General features: G+C 52.9%; 19 protein-coding genes and 1 riboswitch. Of the genes, 8 read left to right on the top strand and 11 right to left on the bottom strand.

The window, feature by feature from the left end; genetic code table 11:
* Nucleotides 1-48: 48 nt before the first annotated feature.
* Both IB237_RS12720 and iolG read right to left on the bottom strand, forming a co-directional pair.
* A complete protein-coding gene (locus tag IB237_RS12720) occupies nucleotides 49-969 on the bottom strand; it encodes a sugar ABC transporter substrate-binding protein (RefSeq protein WP_192489043.1) in 921 nt (306 codons plus the stop codon).
* 144 nt (nucleotides 970-1,113) lie between these two features.
* On the bottom strand, nucleotides 1,114-2,106 hold the full coding sequence (gene iolG / locus IB237_RS12715) for an inositol 2-dehydrogenase (RefSeq protein ID WP_192489042.1): 993 nt from the start codon (nucleotides 2,104-2,106) through the stop codon (nucleotides 1,114-1,116).
* A gap of 171 nt (nucleotides 2,107-2,277) precedes the next feature.
* On the opposite strand from iolG, the gene IB237_RS12710 reads away from it, so the two are divergent.
* Both IB237_RS12710 and ribB read left to right on the top strand, forming a co-directional pair.
* A complete protein-coding gene (locus IB237_RS12710; protein ID WP_192489041.1) occupies nucleotides 2,278-3,300 on the top strand; it encodes a LacI family DNA-binding transcriptional regulator in 1,023 nt (340 codons plus the stop codon).
* Between the two features lie 190 nt (nucleotides 3,301-3,490).
* Nucleotides 3,491-3,637, top strand: a riboswitch (FMN riboswitch).
* A gap of 129 nt (nucleotides 3,638-3,766) precedes the next feature.
* Nucleotides 3,767-4,393 (top strand): 3,4-dihydroxy-2-butanone-4-phosphate synthase, encoded by a 627-nt coding sequence (ribB, locus tag IB237_RS12705; protein ID WP_192489040.1) that lies wholly within the window; start codon nucleotides 3,767-3,769, stop codon nucleotides 4,391-4,393.
* A 73-nt stretch (nucleotides 4,394-4,466) separates the two neighbouring features.
* Here ribB and IB237_RS12700 read toward each other — a convergent pair whose 3' ends face one another.
* From IB237_RS12700 to IB237_RS12680, 5 genes are all read right to left on the bottom strand, one after another.
* On the bottom strand, nucleotides 4,467-6,707 hold the full coding sequence (locus IB237_RS12700) for a methyl-accepting chemotaxis protein (protein ID WP_192489039.1): 2,241 nt from the start codon (nucleotides 6,705-6,707) through the stop codon (nucleotides 4,467-4,469).
* A 279-nt stretch (nucleotides 6,708-6,986) separates the two neighbouring features.
* Nucleotides 6,987-7,292, bottom strand: a complete 306-nt coding sequence (locus IB237_RS12695; protein WP_192489038.1) for an XRE family transcriptional regulator — start codon at nucleotides 7,290-7,292, stop codon at nucleotides 6,987-6,989.
* 78 nt (nucleotides 7,293-7,370) lie between these two features.
* The gene (locus IB237_RS12690) at nucleotides 7,371-8,009 is read right to left on the bottom strand and encodes a YitT family protein (protein WP_192489037.1); all 639 of its coding nucleotides are present in this window, start codon (nucleotides 8,007-8,009) and stop codon (nucleotides 7,371-7,373) included.
* A 247-nt stretch (nucleotides 8,010-8,256) separates the two neighbouring features.
* Entirely contained in the window at nucleotides 8,257-8,928 is a 672-nt protein-coding gene (locus IB237_RS12685; protein WP_192489036.1) for a helix-turn-helix transcriptional regulator, read from the bottom strand.
* Nucleotides 8,929-9,043: 115 nt separating this feature from the next.
* A complete protein-coding gene (locus IB237_RS12680; RefSeq protein WP_192489035.1) occupies nucleotides 9,044-9,694 on the bottom strand; it encodes a response regulator transcription factor in 651 nt (216 codons plus the stop codon).
* Between the two features lie 252 nt (nucleotides 9,695-9,946).
* On the opposite strand from IB237_RS12680, the gene IB237_RS12675 reads away from it, so the two are divergent.
* Together IB237_RS12675 and IB237_RS12670 are read left to right on the top strand one after the other, a co-directional pair.
* A complete protein-coding gene (locus IB237_RS12675; protein WP_192489422.1) occupies nucleotides 9,947-10,297 on the top strand; it encodes a DUF952 domain-containing protein in 351 nt (116 codons plus the stop codon).
* Complete coding sequence (locus IB237_RS12670; RefSeq protein ID WP_192489034.1) at nucleotides 10,294-11,385, top strand: quinone-dependent dihydroorotate dehydrogenase; 1,092 nt, start codon at nucleotides 10,294-10,296, stop codon at nucleotides 11,383-11,385. Before IB237_RS12675 ends, IB237_RS12670 begins: the two co-directional genes overlap by 4 nt.
* A gap of 48 nt (nucleotides 11,386-11,433) precedes the next feature.
* Here the strand turns inward: IB237_RS12670 and IB237_RS12665 are convergent, their stop codons facing one another.
* Both IB237_RS12665 and IB237_RS12660 read right to left on the bottom strand, forming a co-directional pair.
* Nucleotides 11,434-11,928 carry a CAP domain-containing protein gene (locus tag IB237_RS12665; RefSeq protein WP_192489033.1) on the bottom strand — a complete coding sequence of 165 codons (495 nt, stop codon included), beginning with the start codon at nucleotides 11,926-11,928 and terminating at the stop codon, nucleotides 11,434-11,436.
* Nucleotide 11,929: 1 nt separating this feature from the next.
* Nucleotides 11,930-12,196, bottom strand: a complete 267-nt coding sequence (locus IB237_RS12660; RefSeq protein ID WP_192489032.1) for a DUF6460 domain-containing protein — start codon at nucleotides 12,194-12,196, stop codon at nucleotides 11,930-11,932.
* A 144-nt stretch (nucleotides 12,197-12,340) separates the two neighbouring features.
* Here IB237_RS12660 and IB237_RS12655 point away from each other — a divergent pair, with 144 nt between their 5' ends.
* Nucleotides 12,341-13,282 carry a methyltransferase domain-containing protein gene (locus tag IB237_RS12655; protein WP_192489031.1) on the top strand — a complete coding sequence of 314 codons (942 nt, stop codon included), beginning with the start codon at nucleotides 12,341-12,343 and terminating at the stop codon, nucleotides 13,280-13,282.
* Between the two features lie 21 nt (nucleotides 13,283-13,303).
* On the opposite strand, the gene IB237_RS12650 is transcribed toward IB237_RS12655, so the two are convergent.
* Both IB237_RS12650 and IB237_RS12645 read right to left on the bottom strand, forming a co-directional pair.
* Nucleotides 13,304-14,179 carry a transporter substrate-binding domain-containing protein gene (locus tag IB237_RS12650; protein ID WP_192489030.1) on the bottom strand — a complete coding sequence of 292 codons (876 nt, stop codon included), beginning with the start codon at nucleotides 14,177-14,179 and terminating at the stop codon, nucleotides 13,304-13,306.
* A 209-nt stretch (nucleotides 14,180-14,388) separates the two neighbouring features.
* Nucleotides 14,389-16,149 carry an acyl-CoA dehydrogenase C-terminal domain-containing protein gene (locus IB237_RS12645; RefSeq protein ID WP_192489029.1) on the bottom strand — a complete coding sequence of 587 codons (1,761 nt, stop codon included), beginning with the start codon at nucleotides 16,147-16,149 and terminating at the stop codon, nucleotides 14,389-14,391.
* Nucleotides 16,150-16,783: 634 nt separating this feature from the next.
* Between IB237_RS12645 and repA the strand changes: the two genes are divergently transcribed.
* From repA to repC, 3 genes are all read left to right on the top strand, one after another.
* Nucleotides 16,784-18,007 carry a plasmid partitioning protein RepA gene (gene repA / locus IB237_RS12640; protein WP_192489028.1) on the top strand — a complete coding sequence of 408 codons (1,224 nt, stop codon included), beginning with the start codon at nucleotides 16,784-16,786 and terminating at the stop codon, nucleotides 18,005-18,007.
* A complete protein-coding gene (gene repB / locus IB237_RS12635; RefSeq protein ID WP_192489027.1) occupies nucleotides 18,004-19,035 on the top strand; it encodes a plasmid partitioning protein RepB in 1,032 nt (343 codons plus the stop codon). The genes repA and repB overlap by 4 nt, the downstream gene beginning before the upstream one ends.
* A 195-nt stretch (nucleotides 19,036-19,230) precedes the next feature.
* Entirely contained in the window at nucleotides 19,231-20,445 is a 1,215-nt protein-coding gene (gene repC, locus IB237_RS12630; protein ID WP_192489421.1) for a plasmid replication protein RepC, read from the top strand.
* The last annotated feature ends 336 nt before the right edge of the window (nucleotides 20,446-20,781 follow it).

The following is a 20,781-nucleotide window of genomic DNA, read 5'->3' as shown; positions in this document are numbered from 1 at the left end:
CCTCCCGATAGAAAGCCAGGCCACACCAGTGCATGGCCCGGCTGTTGCTTAGCGGATGCCCTTTGCGGAAAGCTCGATGACTTTTGCGGCCGAGTCTTTCATCACAAGGTTCGGGCCGGATGGTACGTCACCGCCCGGGATCAGGCCGTATTCGGCATGAAGCGCCAAGAAGGAAACAGGCAGATAACCCTGCAGGAACTGCTGCTGATCGATGGCGAAGGTTGCCTTGCCGTCGACAATGTCCTGCAGGAAGCCAGACGACAGGTCGAAGGTAGCGATCATGACCTTGTCGCGGCCGATTGCCTGCGCTGCCTGCACTGTGGGCTCACCGACCAGCGAGGCGTTCAAAGACAGAACCGTGTCAACGTCGGCGTCGGATTCGAGAGCGGCGCGAACCTTGGCCTGCACTTCTGCTGGGTCGTTACCGGTTGGGATAACGGTGACTTGCCCAAAGCCTTCAGCAAAGCCTTTGCAACGCAGGTCGAGGGACACGTTGCCGACTTCCTGGTTGATGCAGATGCCTTTCTTACCGCCCAATTCAGCGAGCTTGGCACCAGCTGCCTTGCCAGCGTCGAACTCAGACTGGCCGACGTGAAGAAGGGCGCCGAGCTCGTGAGCGACATCGGAACCGGAGTTCATGGAAATGACCGGAATACCGGCTTCCACCGCGCGCTTGATGGATGGGCCAAGTGCATCGGCATCAGGGATGGAAACTACAAGCCCATCTGGCTTCTGGTTAACTGCTGCATCAATCATCTGGCTCATCTGAACCATGTCGAAGGTTTCAGGCGAACGGAATTCTACGGTTGCGCCTGTGTCCTTGCCGGCTTTTTCCACGCCGTTTTTGACGACTGACCAGAACGGGTCGTTGGCCTGTCCATGTGCAACAACAATAATGCTGGCGGACAAGGCCGGACCAGCCATAGCAATGATTGCGGCTGTCGATACCGCGGCAAATAACTTCTTCATGATATCCTCCCGTTAAGTTTCGCAAGGCGCCCCGTCTGAACGCCCTTGCCTCCCGGCCCTCCAAGCCGGATTTCGAGACCGGGTGCGCGTTCTCCCTACGCACTCCGGCCAAAAACTCATGCATCATGACGAGTGGTCAGATGCCTACAGCGTCAGTTCAACCGAACGACCTGTTTGCGCCGATTGCGTTGCCGCTTCAGCAAGTGCCAGCGCCTGAACGCCATCTTTCAATGTGACTGGGATCGCTGCGCCATCAAGGACTGCGGCGACAAATGCATTCCATTCCGCAACATAGGCACGCATGTATCTTTCAAGGAAGAAGTGCTCTGGCTTCGCGCTCGTCACGCCGGCCTTGGTGGCCTTGGAAACTGTGTTTTCCAGAATGTTGGCGGCCGAAAGCAGGCCTTCCGAACCGAGCAGTTCCAATCGCTGGTCATAACCATAAATGGCGCGGCGGCTGTTCTTGATAACCGCGATGCGGCCGTTTGCGTAGGTCAGCGTCACAACTGCCGTGTCGACGTCGCCAGCTTTGCCAATCTCCGGATCGACAATCGATGTGCCAACAGCATGCACGGTCTTGGGTGCGTCGCCCATAATGAAGTTAGCCATGTCGAAGTCATGGATCATCATGTCGCGGAACAGGCCGCCGGAAACCTTTACATAGCTGACAGGTGGCGGTGCCGGGTCAAATGATGTGATCGACAGTAGTTCCGGCTTGCCGATTTCACCGGCGTTGACCGCAGCTTTTACAGCCGCAAAATTTGGATCGAAACGGCGATTGAAACCGATCATCACCGGCAGGCCCAAGGATTCTGTTTTCGACAGGCAGGCCTTGGCGCGCTCAAGGGAAAGATCGACCGGCTTTTCGCACAGCACAGCCTTTCCGGCTGCTGTCGCTTTCTCGATAAGATCAGAGTGGGTATCGGTCGAAGTTGCGATAAGGACTGCATTGATGGCTTTGTCTGCCAGAATATCCTCTATCGAACGTGCCTGGGCACCGTAATGTCCGGCTAACTCATCTGCGGCCGCTGTATTAACGTCCGCAACGGCGACCAGCTCGCTTCTGGTGTTTGCGGCAATATTGACCGCGTGAACCCGACCGATGCGGCCAGCGCCGAGCAATGCAACTTTAAGCACTCTATTCCTCCCGAATTGGAAGCCCTCCTGCTCCCGTGAGCAAGACCTAGCACTCATTTGCTCCCGTGAGCAACAGCAATTTGCTCCCGTGAGCAAAATAAATGGAAGCGTGTGCAAAAAGGAGCTATCAATGAACCGCGATACACGACATAAGGTTACGAGGAGACGATTATGCCGCAAGAGAAGAAACCTCTATTCGCCGCGAACGTTACCGCGGATGACGTAGCGGTTGAGGCTGGCGTATCGCGGTGGACGGTCAACCGTGCGTTTCGCAAAGACGCCTCTATTTCCCCGAAAAGCCTGGCAAAAGTCATGTCTGCGGCGGAACGACTTGGTTATGTTCCCGATCTTCGGGCAGCGAGTCTCTCCTCTGATCGGACCAATCTTGTTGCTTTGCTCATTGACGATTTCGCCAATCCTCACAAGCTGGTGATGATGGAGCGATTGACGCGGATCCTGCGTCGTGAGGGATGGGACATTCTCCTCGTCAACACCCTCAACAAAGACGATGCTGGACATGCTTTGCTCAATGCCAGCCAGCGGCGGGTTGATGCGGTTATCCTGATTGGTATTCAGTTTGATGACGAGGTTCTGGAAACCGCCCTGCACGCCCGGCGGTTTCGTAAGCTGATCATTTTTGCCAGAACATCTCGTAACCCGAATACAATTTCTATTGCCGTGGATGACGTGCATGCAACGACTGAAATTGCCAATTACGTCCGTGATCGCGGTTATAAACGTCCGATGTTTCTGGCCGGACCACGCACCTATTCCGCACATTTGTTGCGCAAGGAAACCTTCGTTGACCGCTGGCGGGATTACTTTGGCGTTGAACCGGAAACAGCAAGCGTGCCCGCCTATGATCCTGAACTAGCAGCTGACGTCATCATGAAGGCGTTCACTGGACGTGATTTGGTCAATCTGCCTGATATCATCGTTTGCGAAAACGACGCTCTGGCGCTCGGTGCTGTTGATGTCATCCGCCATAAACTTGGTCTGCGGGTGCCGGAGGACATCGCTGTGGCCGGTTTTGATGATGTGCCACAGGCAGATAGCCCGAATTATCGTTTGACGACCTATCGCCAACCACTGACCGATATGGTCGAATATCTCGTTGAGGTGCTTGGCAGTTCCGAAGACAAGGATTTTGACAGGCTGTTTTTGGGCAAGCTGATTCCCAGAGAGAGCGCCTGAACGTAAGATGCGCGGTGCCTGACATGTAACTGCCATTAGAAATCGGCAGATTGCATACATGATTTGCTACGCTAGCTGCAAAGCTTAGACATCTTTTTCATGCAACACAGTGTTCAGCGTATCGATCATCTAAATATCGATTTTGAAATCAACACGCCTTGCATTTCGCCAGCTTATGCACTTATCTTCAGCCTGTTCTCAGGGCGGGGTGCAATTCCCCACCGGCGGTATCGGGAGTAATCCCGGAGCCCGCGAGCGCTTCCGGTTCCGCCGGAAGGTCAGCAGATCCGGTGAGATGCCGGAGCCGACGGTATAGTCCGGATAGAAGAGAGCAGGTCACGACAGCCATCCTTCGGGGTGGCTGGGCAGTGTTTGTTCGCCCAAGGGAAGTTTTGCCGAAGTGCCCCCAAGCACGGTTGGCGCAACATAAGCCGGACTTCTGGCTCAACCCTTGAAAGACTATGAAATGACTATCTCTAAAATTGAAAATGCTATCTCGGCCATTGCTCGCGGTGAAATGGTGATCGTTGTTGACGATCAGGACCGCGAAAATGAAGGTGATATCGTTTTTGCATCGCAGGATGTGACTGCTGAAAAGATCGCCTTCATGATGAACAAGGCCCGTGGCTTGATTTGCGTGTCTATGGAAGGTTCACGGCTTGATGAACTCGACATTCCATTGATGGTGCCAAACAATACAGAGTCTCTGAAAACAGCATTCACAGTGTCTGTCGACTATTTACCCGGCACGACCACCGGAATTTCTGCAGCGGACCGCGCAGCGACCGTAAAGGCTTTGCTTGATCCTTCGGCAAAGCCGGATGAGTTTGCGCGTCCGGGCCATATTTTCCCACTGCGTGCCAATCCGAATGGTGTTTTGGGTCGTCCAGGGCACACCGAGGCTGCCGTTGATCTTTGCAGACTTGCCGGCAAGTCGCCTTCGGGCGTCATCTGCGAGATTGCCAATGATGACGGTACCATGGCGCGTCTGCCGCAGCTCGAGATCTTTGCGGAGCAGCACAATATCCTGCTCGTTACGATCGAAGATCTGATTGCCTACATGCAGAACACCGTGACGGAAGTCGCAGCCTGATGAGGCGATAAAATTAAACCGCTCCGTTTTCGCGGAGCGGTTTAGATGACATCAGATGGTATGGAGCGGAGCGTTACGCCGCATAGCGACGATACGAGCCGTTTTGCTGGGGGTTACCCTCCTGCATTCTGAACTGCGCAAGAAGGTCGGAAAGACGACCACTTTCTTCGGCGAGATTTGCGCCAGCGGCATTCATCTCCTCAACCATTGCGGCGTTCTGCTGTGTGACTTGATCCATGTGATTGACGGAAGTGTTGATCTCCGCCAAGCCTGAAGCCTGCTCGCGGGCCGCTGTCGCAATGGCGTCCATGTGTTCATTGATAGCGGTCACAAGCTGGGCAATTTCGGTCAAACCGCTGCCGGTATCATTCACCAATGTAACGCCCTGATTGACGGCAGCTTCGGAGTTACCGATCAGCGCTTTGATTTCTTTGGCCGCATTGGCAGAGCGCTGTGCCAGTTCGCGAACTTCCTGTGCAACCACCGCAAAGCCCTTGCCTGCTTCGCCGGCACGCGCAGCTTCAACACCGGCATTCAACGCCAGAAGGTTGGTTTGGAAAGCGATCTCATCAATGACACCGATGATATTGCTGATCTGCCCGGAGGCCATCTCTATCTTCTGCATGGCTTCGACTGCGCTAGATACAACAGTGCTTGAAGCAACTGCTCGCTGGCTTGCGTGACGTACCATCTCACGGGCTTCACCCGCACGCTCGGAGGTCTGCTTAACGTTGGTTGTGACCTCTTCAAGCGCGGCTGCGGTTTCTTCAAGCGATGCCGCCTGTTGTTCTGTCCGCTTGGAAAGCTGGTCCGACGCAGTCGAGATTTCGCCACTGCCATTGCTGACGCTCTGCGCGGTCTGGTTGACCTGCTCCAGCGTAATGCGAAGCTGATGGACGGATCTGTTGAAATCTTCACGCAGAGCTTCGAATTGCTCGCTGAATTCCTCGTTGATCTCACAAAGCATGTCGCCGGAGGCAAGACGCTTCAGACCATTTGCAAGGCCGGATGTTGCCTTTGTGAGACGCTCTTCTGCTTCCTGTTCAGCACGCTCCTGAATGGAGATGCGTTCGGCCTCAGACGCACGACGGTTTTCGTCTGCCTGTCTCTCGAGTGCCTTGTTGTGCAGGGCCGCCTCTTTGAAGACTTCGACTGCGCGTGCCATTTCGCCGATTTCATCGCTGCGTCTGGAGCCCAAAACCGTGACGGACAGATCGCCACCGGCCAGCTTGCGCATGATGGCCGTCAGTTCAGCGATCGGATTGGTGATACGGAAGATGATTGTCAAAATGCCGACCAGTGACAGGCCCGTTATCAAGAGCGTGGCGATGGAGTACGCGATGATTGATCTTGTGGCCGACGTTGCATTGGCAGCGGTGAAGGCGGTCATCTCGACCAGCGCTGCGGATGCGATATCGGCAAGCGATGCCTGTGCCGGTGCTGCATCCTTACGCCAATCATCGACATTGATGTCGACGGCTACACCATCCTTGGAGGCTGCGAGGGCTTTGGCTTTTTGCGCCGCGTAAGGGCCGCCGAAGTATGAATTTTGCGCAACGTCGAACAGCTTTTTGAGCTGTTCAGGTGCAGTTGGGCTGGCGACGATCTGGGCAATGACGTCGCGTGCAAAGTCAACCTTGGCATCCTGTACGGAGATTTCGGCGAGCTTTGCAGCGCTCAGAGGTTCTTTGGCAATCAATCCACCGACCAGCGTCGAGTTCGCAGCGCCACCGTTTGTGCGGGCCTGCCATCCAAGCGAGCGCAACTGCGTGAACATGATCATGCCGGGTTCCCGACCGTTGATTGTCGCTTCTACCCGGTTGGCGGCCTTTTCCAGGTCCGACAACATGCCGTCAGCAAAAGCCAGCACTTGTTTGCCCAATGCTGGATCACGGCTTGCGACAGCCTGCTTCAGCGCATTGTCGATGTCCGCGCGCTGGGACGTCCATTTGGCGTAAGCATCCAGCACCGGCGTGGTGGCGCTTCGAATTTCGCTGGAGCCGATATTGTCGACCAATGTGCGAATTGTGCTGAAGGCGCCATCGACCTGCTTGCGGCCTGTCTCGAGATTGACGAGGCTTGACTGCATGGCAGAGGTTTCGAGTTTGATTGCCGAGGATATGGCGCCACGTTCGCCTCGAAGGCCAAGCAGGCCATCAAACAAGCTGGCGTCCAATTGTGCCAGCTCTGAAAGTCGGGAGGAGTTATCGTATGTTTTAATTTCCTGGATAAGCATTTTGCTCATCAAACCAATAACAGCGAGGCTTAAGCCGACAAAGGCAAGCACAAGAGTGTGTTTTATTGAAATTTTCATGCGATTCCCCCGAAATATGAGGTCGTATTCGGGTTTTCACGTTCCACACGACAGCAATACCGGCTGTGACAGGAGGTGACAGATGTCGCCGAATACTCCCTGAATATCAGGCTTTTCGCATGACAACGCTAAAAATTGAATTAATTACAATCTACAACTTATTATCGGTGTGCATGTATAAATTTTATCTTGCTTGAATTCATTGACGCCCGGGGGAATTATTGATGCCTGCTTGGAAGAGATTGTTATAGGATTTAAATCTCTGCCTTCCGGTTGTTTTTAGATGACGTTGTCATCTGCAGCACTTCCACCCTCACCTTCCCAACCAACGATCTCTTGTCTTTCCTCGCGGTCAAACTTGAGGCGAACGCCAGCTCCATTACCTTCCTCAGGCAGAAATACAGCGCCGAGTTCCTCAAGTGCGAATTTCAAGGCGCTCAGGACGCCCTGGGGAGGTGTTTCGATGCCGCTTTCAAACCGTCTCAACAGGTTCAATGGAACGCCTGATGTCTCGCTGAGCAAGGCCTGATCGGCCTTAACGAGCGCACGTGCTGCGTGACAGAGTTCAGGGGTCAAAATGGGCATTTTGCTTTCCCTTTCAGTCTCAAAAGGTCAATGCAAAGCAGTATAATCTCGTTTAGCCTGAAAAGGAAAGAATGAGCATCACCGCACAACGATGTAACGATCGGCGCGGTGATTGATGGCGAGGAAGATGTTCAGCACGACCGCACCAAGGATGGAATAGGTAACGGTCATTGGATCTATCACACTGAAGGCGCACAGCATGACAACGGCATCAAATGCCAATTGTATCAGGCCCGCGCGAATGCCGAAGCGGTCTTGGATATAAATTGCAAGAATGCCGATGCCCCCAAGACTTGCCCTGTGTCGGTAAAGTGCCAACAGGCCGTAACCCAAAAGCAGGCCGCCAAGCAGCGCCGCCCATATCGGGTTGATGCTTTCAATCACCAGCATGCGGGATTCCAGTTCGGTAATCACCGATACCAGCGCAATGGCAATGAATGTTTTCAGAGAAAAAGCCGCACCTAGGCGTTTGAACGACAGGTAGTAGAATGGCAGGTTGACGACAAAGAACAGCAAGCCGAAGCTTATGCCCCATGCATAGTGCATGAGGAAGGCGACGCCAGCAGTGCCGCCCGTCAACAGACCGACTTTATTCATGAAATAAAAGCCCAAAGCGGAGATCATGCTGCCGGTAAATATGCCCTGTATGTCTTCGGCCGCAGAGTGATGCGACGGATCTGACTTCCACATGCCATATATGCTTTTGGACTTTACCATTCCCCATCCTTTCGGGCTAATGCATGCTATTTTGCATTGCGGCCTAGGGTTCATCAAGCAGGGTAAGTAAGCAAAGCTGACCTATCATGAAAAATGCAAGAAAACATTATGTCGCAGCGCTTTGCGCGAAATAAACAGAATGTTTAAACGGCTTTTTTAATCTCCGTGAGAACCGTAAAAATTGAAAGACGGTGACGCTTGTGTTGCTTGCGGGAGCAAGCAGCAAATTGACGCGTTTTTGAACACCTTATTGGCTTGCCCAAATGATACGGGCGATCCACTCAACTTCGCTGATGTCGAATGTTCGGTTGGGATGTGCCGGGTTCAAGGACAGCAATTCGATAGAGCGTGGGCTTTGACGGGCGAGAAGTTTTGCCATGACTTCGCCGTCACGGCTTTTAACCACCACACGGTCACCACGTCTGACCTGGGCGCCGGGCTCGACAATTAGAATATCGCCGTCTCTGTAGAGCGGCATCATGCTTTCGCCCTGTACTTCCAGAGCGTAAACACCTGCCTTGTCCGCCGGAGAGGTTGGAAACTCAACAATGTCCCAGCCCTGACCAGCAGGAAAGCCACCATCGTCAAAAAAGCCGCCGGATCCAGCCTGCGCAAAGCCAAGCAAGGGTATTGCCCTAAGTTCAGCTTGTGAAAATGCGGTGTTTTGAAATGCAGCGTTTGTATCACTGTTGGTTATGACAATGCCAAAAAAGTCATCGACACTTGCGCCTGTCGCCTCCAGCACCTTGGATACTGACTCTGTCGAGGGCCAGCGTTGACGACCATCAGGGCCCAGCCGTTTGGATTTGTTAAATGACGTAGGATCAAGCCCTGCCCGCCGTGCAAGTCCGGAAGGGGTCAACTGATTGCGTTCAGCAAGGTTGTCGATAGCGCTCCAGATCGCATCGTGTGAAAGCATTGGCGTATGGACCCATGAGTGGGGTTGTTACGTGAGTCACCCCTATTGTCATCTGCCCCATGTTAGACATTGGTACGATAAAGTAAAGTGAAGAAGGAATAAAATCCTTTCCTCCCTACGCCACCATGGCTGAGCTGTTTATTTTCGACAGCTGTATGACCGCCTGAGTGCGGCTATCCACCTTGAGTTTAAGCAGGATTGCCGAGACATGCGCCTTTATGGTGGCTTCAGAAACCCCAAGAGCATAAGCGATCTGTTTGTTAAGCAGTCCTTCGCCAAGCATGCCAAGAACGCGGCTCTGTTGTGGGGTCAATGTGCGTAGTCTGTTGATGAGGTCCGCAATGTCAGGATCGTGTTCGCGTCCGTCCTGATAGCCGTTCGGTGTTGAAATTCCCCCGTTCAAAACCGTCTGAATGCTTTTGCGCAACTCATCAATGCCGGCAGATTTCGAAATGAAACCAGATGCGCCCAGCTCAATGGCGCGGCGGACTGTTGTCGTGTCGTCCGTGGCAGACACGATGACAATCGGCAGGCTTGAGAACTCTGCGCGCAATGCCATCAGACCTGAGAAGCCGCTGACCCCCGGCATGGCGAGATCGAGCAGCAGAAGGTCCGCATCTTTCTGCTCCTGCGCTGCGGCATGTGCGGTTTCGAAATCCCCGGCCTCCACAATGGTCTGGTCTGCATCAATGCCATTGACGGCCTGTTTCAGCGCACCTCGAAATAACGGGTGATCGTCCGCGATGATGATCGTGAGTTGTGTCATGGGAAGCCCCCTCCCAAGGGCACGGGCACACTTTGGCTTGCCCTATAACGGGAAAGTTTAATCTTGCCCGCCAGTAGATACAACTGATTGCTGACTCTATGGCGCATGATGTTGCTGTATGGCGCGTTTGAAAAGCGTGTCTTTGGCTATTTCCAACGGAAATCGGTAAAACTTGTCGATGAAAGATGGACAAGGGCATTCCTTTGGGGCAAATCGGCTGGCATCATTGACCCCACACAGAGATTTACTGGCATGGTGGCTTCCGTCATTTACAAGATTGTGCCGCAAGCACTCTGGCAGCCTGCCCGCCAGAAAGGTGTTTTTGACGGAGCGCCGATCGACCTTCAGGATGGCTTCATTCATTTCTCGACGGCTGCCCAGGCTTTGGAAACAGCGGCACGGCACTTTTCCGGGCAAAACGATCTGCTGCTTATTGCAGTAGAGGCGGCGAAACTGGGTGAGGCTCTCGTCTTTGAACCGTCAAGGGGCGGCGATCTTTTTCCGCATCTCTACGCTGCTTTACCGCTTGATGCTGTCTTGTGGGAAAAACCTCTGCCACTTGGCGCAGATGGTCTTCATGTTTTTCCGGAGCTATCAGAATGAACGATTTTCTGTCGTCGATTGGCCGTCGCGGTCTGTTTATGCTTGATCCTGAAACAGCGCATGGTTTGTCGATCAAGGCCCTGAAAAGCGGTCTCGTGCCAAGCTGTGCGCCTGCTGCAGATCCCCGTCTGGTTCAGACGGTTGCCGGAATTCGATTTTCCAATCCACTGGGCATGGCTGCCGGTTACGACAAGAATGCCGAAGTGCCAAATGCGCTGTTGAAGCTGGGTTTTGGTTTCACTGAAGTTGGAACACTGACGCCGAAACCACAGGACGGTAACCCGAAACCACGCATTTTCAGATTGACGCAGGATAATGCCGTCATCAATCGCTTGGGTTTCAACAATGAGGGCCATCAAGCGGCATTTGAACGCCTGTCAGCGGGGCGGTTGAATGGCGTCGTCGGCGTTAATATCGGCGCAAACAAGGACAGTGCAGACCGCGTTGCCGATTATGTTGCCGGTATCGACAAATTCTATTCGGTTGCCTCTTATTTCACAGCCAATATCTCTTCTCCGAACACACCTGGGTTGCGTGACTTGCAGGCACGGGAAAGCCTTGCTGTTCTTCTGTCGGCCGTGCTGAGCAAGCGAGATGCACTGGCGGCAGCTAGTGGTAAACGTATACCGATTTTTCTGAAGATCGCGCCCGATTTGACCGAGGAAGGGCTGGATGACATTGCAGCCGAAGCGCTGGAACATGACCTCGACGGTTTGATCGTGTCCAACACCACGCTATCTCGGGCAGGTTTGAAGGCTGGCCCCCATAATGGCGAAGCTGGCGGCCTGTCTGGTACGCCATTGTTCGAGCGTTCGACCATCGTACTGGCCAAGGTCAGACAGCGCGTTGGCAAGTCCCTGCCGATTATCGGTGCAGGCGGTATTTCCTCGGCTGAGACAGCCATTGAGAAAGTCCGCGCTGGCGCTGACCTGCTGCAGCTTTATTCGTGCATGGTCTATGAAGGGCCAACGCTGCCGTCACGGATCATCCGTGGTCTTTCGAACTTTATGGATCGCGAAAAGGTCTCGTCGATAACGGAGTTGCGCGACGGCGCAGTGGATAAATGGGCTAGCAAACAGCTCGATTGAGCCATTTGCTGAATTTGCCGGTGGTTTGAATTTGTCTCTATTGGGCGGTTAGCTTGAAAGCACCATCGCCCAATAAGGCCGATTTCCTGACGACGCATCCCGTGCCATGGCAACGCCAAGGCCATGATAATTGCCCAGCATATTTTCCAGATGCTTTGGAGAATCAATCCAGGCCTGAACCGCTCTCTGCACCTCGGCTTGGCCGCTGGCAATATTTTCCGCAGCAGGAAGTGGCACAGAGTGGCTTTTCATGCGGCTGAGGAAACTGTCGCCCAAACCGATGAGATGAGACATCTTGTCGGCTTTTGCCATGCGAACCGCCTGGCTTGCTGCCGCCTGTCTCGCGCTTGTGTTGGCGCTCAAGGGCGAAAGTCCGCGCCCTTCACGAAGCTTGTTAACCATCGCCAATGCGGCACCGGTTTCATCCGAGGTATTACCCGAGAGCTTTGGTGCGCGTGATGATACGCAGGCCGACAGCAAGACAGTTGCTGAGACTGCAAGAATGTTTCTGCGCGAGATTTTTGGTATGTTTTGCAAGGTCATATCAACGGCGATAGTTGAAAATTCGCAGGATGATGAAAATAGGAATGACGATGGTCGCTCCCAGTATCAGGTAATCGCCAATTTTCCCGAGTGCGGCAAAACCACTGTGCCAGATATCGAGAATGAAATTGCGGATGCTGTAGACGAGATCCCATGGGTCAACGCCAAAGATCGCCATCAAAAAACCGACGATCAATGATACGACCACCAGCTTCAGTACGGTGCGAGCGGGGCTATCCCCCAGGAACCTGTTCACATCACCAGCCATTGTGTTCTCCTTTTGGGACAGAGATATGAAAGGCAACGCCTGCCTGCAACCCTATTTCTATATGTATGAGCGCTGCGTGAATGAAATAAGACTTGAGTTTTTTTATGACTGCTGCAATTAGCGCCATCGCTTCAGGATATTGCTATGGCCTCAACCCAATTTTCTTCCGGTGACGTAATCGTAGACCGCCGGGCGGATTATGCCCGAATGCTTGCTGAAAGCGGCGATCACCTCGCCGCGACCGAACTTATGGCGCAAGCCTTGGAACTGGCCCCCAACTGGCCGGCGGGATGGTTTATACTGGGGGAATATCAAGAGAAATCCGGAGATAAGGGAGGCGCAATATCTGCCTACGAAAGGGTGGTATCCCTGGACCCAGAGGGGATATTTGCAGCCAGCCTGAAGCTCGCTGTTCTTGGGGCCGCGGAGGTGCCCGATCAACCCCCCAGCCGTTATGTCGAGGAATTATTCGATGAATATGCCGTACGGTTTGAAACGGCACTGGTTGAAAAACTCGAATATTCCGTTCCGGCCAAACTTACGGCCCTGATCGAAAAAAATATCCCCACCCCTTCGTTTCGCTGTGTTGTTGATATTGGGTGTGGAACTGGCCTGCTGGGTGTTGAAATCAAATCCATGGCAGGCAGGCTTGAAGGCTTTGATATCTCTGCCAACATGCTGTCCAAGGCAGAAGAAAAAGAGATATATGACTATCTCGGACAGGCCGATCTGGCGTTGGGGCCAGAAGAATCCGCCTTATTTAGTGAAAGTTTTGTCCAACATCGTGCTGATCTTGTCGCTGCGGCCGACGTGTTGATGTATCTCGGAAGCCTTGCGACGGTATTTGACCTGACCGCAAGCCTGTTGATGCCAAAAGGCATATTCGCTTTTTCCGTTGAGGATGCTGGCGATAAAACTGGCTTCACGCTTCGCCCTTCGCTGCGATACGCTCATTCCTTCGATTATGTCTGTGATCTCTTGGCGAAAAAAGGTTTCGACCTGTTGGAGAGCGTGCGGACCACCATCCGAATGGATGCAGGTAAACCTATTACGGGTATCCTGTTCATTGCACGTAAGGCCGATTGAAAGAGCTTGAAGCCTGATGCCTCAGTAAAGGCCACGCGGAAAATAGCGGCGATAGATCTCGTCCAGCTTGCCATTGCGTGACAAGGTCGCCAGCGCCTGATCAAAAGCCGGGATGAGGACATTTTCGGGATCATTCGCCATAATCGTCAGACCTTCACCCAGGAATTTGTCGGACATATAGGGCCCGTCAAACAGCTCACAACAATCCGCTGACGCTGCGCCAGATACCCAGAATGGCAAACGCAATCCATCGGCAAAAATGGTATCTACAGCACCGGTTTTGACAGCCTCGAACAGCTCGTCGTAATTTTTATATTCGGTGCTGGTAATGTCAGGGAAAAAGGCTTTCAGCATTGCCTGGTGGCGAGAGTCAGCGACAACACCGACCTTGCGTTTGGCCAGTGCAGTTGCTGCACTACCTTGCAACTTGGCATTCTTGTTTGCGACAAAACGCGCTGGCAGCATCATATAAGGACGGGAAAACGAAAAACGCTGGCGCAGCGAACCGGTGACCGCCATGCCAGAAACGACTGCGTCTCCCTCGCCCATCTCCACAGCCGCTTCCAACTCATCAAACGGCAGGGCCTGCATCTGGCACTTTGCGTCCATTTTCAGCTGCGCACAGACTTCGCGCACCAGATCGACGTTAAAGCCGGTCAGGCGGCCATTCTGGTCGGTGAAATTAAACGGCGGAAAATCAACCGACATCAGGAAACGAATGCTGCTTATGTCAGAGATATTGGCGCTAGGAAGACGCTCGCGTGTATCAAACAAGACCGGAAGCATGCCATCGGTATTCTTCTCAGCGCTTTCTGCAGGCGGACTGAACAGAATGCCCAGCGTTGCTAGAAATATCGAAAGGCTCGGTAACTTCAGCGATGCAAGCTGGCGGGGCATGGGCATGATCCATCTTGGATGTAGGAGGCCATCAGTTCAGTGGCAGTGTAACAGAATGCTACATACTGAATATACACCCGAACGGTCAGTATCCATGTCTAAAAATTGTCAGCTGTTTTTTGCAGCGATAGGTGATGATAACCAAAGTGAGCCAGAAAAGCTGGCCCACCTGAATTTTGGTGCCGATCTGATCAGATGCCTGCTGTTTGTTAAAACAGCTCCGCATCAAGCGCCATGATTGAAACCGCGCCGTTCTCAATGGCTTTGGCCAAAGCCTCGGTTTGTGGAAGCATGCGATGGGCAAAAAAATCTGCAAGCACAGTTTTTCGACGTTCGAAATCGTTTGTTTTGCCAGCCGCTTCTTTTGCCATTTTTGCCCACATCCAGCCGAAGCACACAAGGGCAAACATCCGCTGATAATCGGTTGCCGCAGCGCCGCTAAAGGCGGCGTCACTCTGGCGCGAAAGCAGGGTTTCCGTAACGGCTTCCAACTGCTTTAGTGCGGCAAGAGAACTTTCAGCGATTGTTTTCCCTGCGTCTGTCTTGGCAGCACTTTGCATGTCTTGGCGCATTGTTTTGAACAAACCTCGCACCACGCCACCGTTCTCAAGTGGTAACTTGCGGCTTACGAGATCGATGGCCTGTACGCCATTGGTACCCTCATATATCTGGGTAATTCTGGCATCTCTGACAAACTGCTCCATACCCCACTCGCGGATGTAACCGTGCCCGCCAAATACCTGCTGGGCCAGCACTGCAGTTTCGAAGCCGAAGTCGGTGAAAGACGCTTTCACGACAGGGGTCAGAAGCGCCACTAGATTGCCGGCCTCATTCCTTGTCTTTTCATCCGGATGCCGGTCTGCGATGTCCATTTGCAAGGCTGTCCATACCGCCAGAGCGCGCGCGGCTTCGATTAAACTGCGTCCGGTCAACAGCATCTTGCGCACGTCAGGGTGTTCGATAATTGGCACCGGACTGCGCGCGCCATCTGCTGAGCGGCCTTGTAACCGCTGACGTGCGTAATCGCTCGCTTTTTGTACGGCAGCTTCGGCTATGCCCAACCCTTGAATGCCGACCATAAGTCGCTCGGCATTCATCATCGTGAACATGGCGTTCAGCCCACGACCAGCCTCTCCAACAAGCCAGGCCGTCGCTCCGTCATAATTCATGACGCAGGTTGGTTGGGCGTGAATACCCATCTTGTGTTCCAGCGAGCCAACGGACATGGTGTTGCGATCACCCAGGCTACCATCTGCGTTGACATGGAATTTCGGTGCCAGAAACAGGCTTATGCCTTTCACGCCCTTCGGTGCATCTGGCAAACGTGCCAATATCAGGTGGATGATATTGCCGCCAAAGTCGTGGTCGCCTGAAGAAATGAATATTTTGGTGCCTTTGAGCTTATAGCTGCCATCACCAACCGGTTCGGCCCGTGTGCTCAGCAGACCAAGATCAGTGCCGGCCGATGCCTCGGTGAGAGCCATTGCGCCTGTCCATTCACCTGAGGTCATTTTGGATAGGTATGTCTGTTTCAAGGTGTCGTCAGCATGGTGGGCAATTGCTTCAGCGGCGCCCCGGGTCAGGCCTGGGAAAAGCCCAAATGACAGATTGGCCGAAGCCATCATTTCATCCAGCAACAGTTGCAGTACTCGAGGAAGCCCCTGGCCGCCAAACTCCGGATCACCAGATAGCCCGCCCCAACCCGCTTCGACGAATGTCTTGTAGGCGTCCGCCATTCCTTTTGGTGTGCGGACCACGCCGTTTTCCAGAGTGGAACCTTCCTCATCACCGGCTCGATTTATCGGTTCCAGCACACCCGTTGCAAACTTACCGGCCTCTTCGATGACGGTAACCGCAAGTTCTGCATTGACCTCCTCAAATCCCCGGAGGTCTTGCATAACACCATCGAAGTTGAAAATTCTCTCCAGCAGAAACCCGATATCATCGACCGGTGCGGTATATGGCGCCATTTCAGATTTCCTCCACCCTTGGAATGCCGCGTCCTAACAGGGATGATGGCACACCACCTGTTTGACCCTCAATGTACCAAACGACTGTTACACTTTTCAAGGACGAAAATTTCACAAATTTATACCGGTTTCTCGATTGGAGGGACGACGGTTATGTGGCTCTTTGAATGGCCGTCTCCATTACTGAGTCAGGCAATATGTGCGGAATCAGGGTTTTGCTGACGTGTAAGTATAATGCATTCTTGTTGCCGCTGACCCCTGCCAGGGGCGGCAATGATTCGCGGTTTTTGATGAATGAACTGTCTGAATTTGTCAGTCTGATGATGAAATGGCTAACCGCTGGAGGTTTTGCCCTCAACAGGCGGGTATCTGCAGGTTCCTATGTTTTCAAGATAAAGTCACTCAAGGGTGACATGAGTAATTAATTGAATTATATATAGAAAGATGATTTTCCTAATTTAGTTTTATTATAAAATTCTCCCGATTTCCGCCTTAAGTGTAAACGGCTAGAGCGTTGTTTTCTGTGGTGTAAAAGCACTGTTAACCTTCACTTCTGGACGAAGTGTCAGAATCATGTTCTACGTCTTGGCGGGCATAGGTCGGCAAACCGACAAAATGCCGCCAAGGGGAGAATATGACGATAGTTGAGCGTGCAGGCGCCAAAGCTGTAGTGAAGGAAGACGCTGGTAGTAAAATCATGCGTCACGCTACCGTGTTGTCTGGTCAATTGCAGCAACTCAGAACTCGTATGTATCCCCCAAAGGCTGAAAAATCATTGCGTCATTTTATGACCAATGAGGTTTCCAGATTGACGTCCATTCCTGACTCCACCCTGAAACTGATGTCCAGCGAAGGACGTGGGCCCGTTCCGAGTCGATTGGAGAACAATCACCGAGTTTACACTCTTCCGCAAATTAATGAGCTGCGCGAACTGTTTGCCAAGCAGAAGCCCGCCGACGCGCTTCGTTTTCTGCCGCGTCGTCGTGCTGGTGAACATTTGCAGGTGTTGGCGATCGCCAACTTCAAGGGCGGTAGTGCCAAGACGACAACCTGTGTCCATCTCGCGCACTACCTCGCTCTGCAAGGCTACCGGGTGCTGGCGCTTGATCTGGACCCACAGGCTTCCTTGTCGGCAATGTTTGGTGCGCAGCCGGAAGTGGATGTTGGTGCAAACGAGACAATATATGCGGCGCTGCGCTACGAAGATGCTGAGCGTCGTCCAATTCGCGACATTATCCGCAAGACCTATTTTGACGGTATTGATCTGATACCCGGCAATCTTGAGGTCATGGAATATGAGCATGAGACACCGCGTGTACTCGCCAATAAGTCCAGTTCCGGCGCGATCTTTTTCGAACGACTGAAGTTGGCTCTTGATGAGGTTCAGGACGACTACGATATCGTTATCCTGGATACGCCGCCATCTCTTGGCTTTCTGACGTTGAGCGCTATCTACGCTGCCACCAGCATGATCATCACTGTGCATCCTGCCATGTTGGATGTCGCGTCGATGAGCCAGTTTCTATTGATGATGGGTGATTTGATCGGCGTTCTCAACGAGAGCGGCGCGCAGCTCGATCAAGATTTCATACGGTATTTGATTACACGTCATGACCCGAATGATGGGCCTCAGTCCCAAGTGGTGGCGATGCTACGTCACCTGTTTGGAACCGATGTTCTGTTGCCAACATCGATTGAAAGCACAGCCGTGGAAGCGGCCGGACTTGCCAAACGTTCCCTCTATGAATTGGAGATGGGACAGATCGGCCGGGACACTCATAAACGTGCTCGCGAAGCTGTCGATGCCGTGAACGAAGCGATCATTGATTTGATCAATAGCAGTTGGGGGCGCAAATGAGCAAAGGATCTCGCAAATCGATCGTGGCCAGTTTCGGACTGCTTTCGGCTGAGTTGGAAAATCACCTTAAGGGTGAGGTTTCTGCACCGGCAGTGGCACCTCAGGCTGCCAACAATCGTGTGGGAGCTGGTGTCATTGGTGCTGCACATCGTGCCATTGATGATATTCGTGCCGAGCGTGACCGTTTGAAAGCTTTGGTAGAGGCTGGTGGTGGTTCACTGCTGATGCTCGACACCGCCGTTGTTGACCCCTCGCCCTATCCGGACCGTTTGCCGGAAGATGACCCGGATGCATTTCAGGCCTTCAAGACGTCGATTGAGACTGAGGGACAAAAGGTACCTATTCAGGTTCGCAAACACCCAACGGCCGCCGGCCGCTATCAAATTGTCTACGGTCATCGCCGGTGGCTCGCCGCCAAGGAACTGGGCAAGCCGGTTCAGGCAATGGAAGTGGATATTTCCGACCTGGATCTTGTTGTCGCGCAGGGTATTGAAAATGCCAGCCGACAGGATTTGAGCTGGATTGAGCGTGCCTTGTTTGCATCGCGTATGGATATGGCGGGGATCAAGCCGCGCGACATTTATGCGGCGCTTTCAATCGATGACGCCGAACTGGCGCGGATGCGTGGCGTTTACCGCACAGTACCAGCCGACGTGATTGAGGCCATTGGGCGGGCGCCAAAGATTGGTCGACCGCGTTGGGTCGATTTCGCTAAGCGCATCAGCGCCAACAAGAATGCTCTGGAGTTGATCCGGAAAACTCTTGCCGATGGCGGTGGTAAGTTGCTGACATCAGACAAGCGGTTCCAGAATGTGCTGGAAGCCATCAAGCCGACGGTCACCGAAAAGGCACCGACCGAGATACTCGACGCCAATGGTGATCGTCTCGTGGCACTGAATACGTCCGCAAAAGAAGTTCGCATTTCTGCCGAGGATCAGCTTGGCAAGGAATTTATCAAGTTTGTTGCGGAGCAATTGCCGACACTCGTCGAGCAGTTTTCGCTTCAACGCGCAAAAAAGAACAACTGATAGCACCAGCTATCTTATTGATCGAAAACGAAGAAAGGTATTTACCGCAAAAGAAAAAGGCCCCCAAACGTTGCCGCATGGAAGCCTCTCTCAGATTTAGCACTTCGAGAATCGCATTTCCATGATTCACAGTCAAGAGTTTTCGGCATCTTTTTGGTGAGCGGATTTCTGTTGCCTTAAAAGAGGTAAAAGATGATGCAACCTGTCAATGTAACGACGCCCTTTGGGCGGCGGCCGATGACGCTTGACCTGATGAAACGGCAAGTCGCCTCGGCTCAGATTCAATCCGGTAAAACCGCTGATAAGTGGAAAGTGTTTCGTGATGTGTGCGAGGCTCGAGGTATGCTCGGCGTGCAGGACAGATCACTTGCTGTGCTCGATGCGCTTTTGAGCTTTTATCCTGAAACAGAACTGCGTCAGGGTGACCAGCTTATCGTATTTCCATCAAATGCGAGTCTCTCTGTTCGCGCCCATGGCATGGCGGATGCCACATTGCGCCGACATTTGGCAGCATTGGTTGGAGCAGGGCTTATTGTCCGCAAAGACAGCGCTAATGGCAAACGGTTTGCCCGCAAAGATCGTTCAGGGGAAGTCCAGGACGCATTCGGTTTTGACCTTTCACCGATACTTGCAAGAGCAGAAGAATTTGCACACCTGGCGCAAGAGGTGGCTGCAGAGCGTGCGAAGTTCAGACGGTCAAAAGAAGCTCTGACTATATGCCGACGCGATGTTCGCAAGCTCATCTCGGCAGCGATCGACGAAGAGGCCGACGGCGATTGGCATGCGATTGAAGAAATTTACAGCGAACTGGTTGCGCGTATTCCAAGGTCACCAACGACTGATGAACTGAATTCGCTGCTCGATGAGATGCAGATGCTCAGGGCAGAGGTACTCAATCTGCTGGAAACACTGGATAATTCAGATAATATAAGCGGCAATGCAGATCATTTTGAGCGGCACAAACAGAATTCAAATACCAACTATCTAAATGAACTTGAAGCTAGCTCTGAAAAAGAGCTCGACCCAAAACCTGGTGCCAAAATAGCCAAGCTGAATGTGGAGCTGAAGGCATTTCCTTTGGGTATGGTGCTACGCGCCTGCCCCGAGATTATGCCCTATGGTCCGTCCGGCGTTATTGAGAATTGGCGCGATTTGATGAGCGCCGCGGTGACTGTTCGCTCAATGCTGGGTGTCAGCCCGTCCGCCTATCAGTCGGCGTGCGAAGTCATGGGCCCTGAGAATGCAGCTGTTGCTATCGCCTGTATTCTGGAGCGAGCACAGCACATCAATTCAGCCGGCGGATATCTGCGCGATTTAACCAAACGTACGGCGCTCGGCGAATTCTCATTGGGGCCAATGTTGATGGCTCTGCTGAGAGTGGCTGGGACTAATAACCGCAAGGCCGGATGACGCGTGGCGTTATGTCTAAAGAAGCCAATCGGTGGGTACCTTGATAAATAAGTCCACCGTCTGATTTCCGAAATCAGACGGTGGTTCATAGCCAAAACGAAAGTAGTCGCAGATGTCGGAAGCATTAATCGCTGGCAGCGGAGTATGGAAGATTGCGCCGAACCGGCAGGCTTAAAGCTTATTTCGCAAGTGGCATTAAATGGAGACTGAATTTGTTTCGAAATGTCACCGCTACTGTTGGTGAGATTTTAGTCTGATGACACAGCATTTCCAGGCTGCGAGAAAATAGTGGGGTCAGCACTCGCTGAGCATGCTCTGCAGCGGAAGTGATTATCA

Origin of the sequence: Agrobacterium sp. AGB01 (assembly GCF_014851585.1) — a bacterium.
Taxonomy (GTDB): domain Bacteria; phylum Pseudomonadota; class Alphaproteobacteria; order Rhizobiales; family Rhizobiaceae; genus Agrobacterium.
The sequence above is the reverse complement of the archived record's forward strand: the minus strand, read 5'-3'. Positions and strand labels throughout refer to the sequence as shown.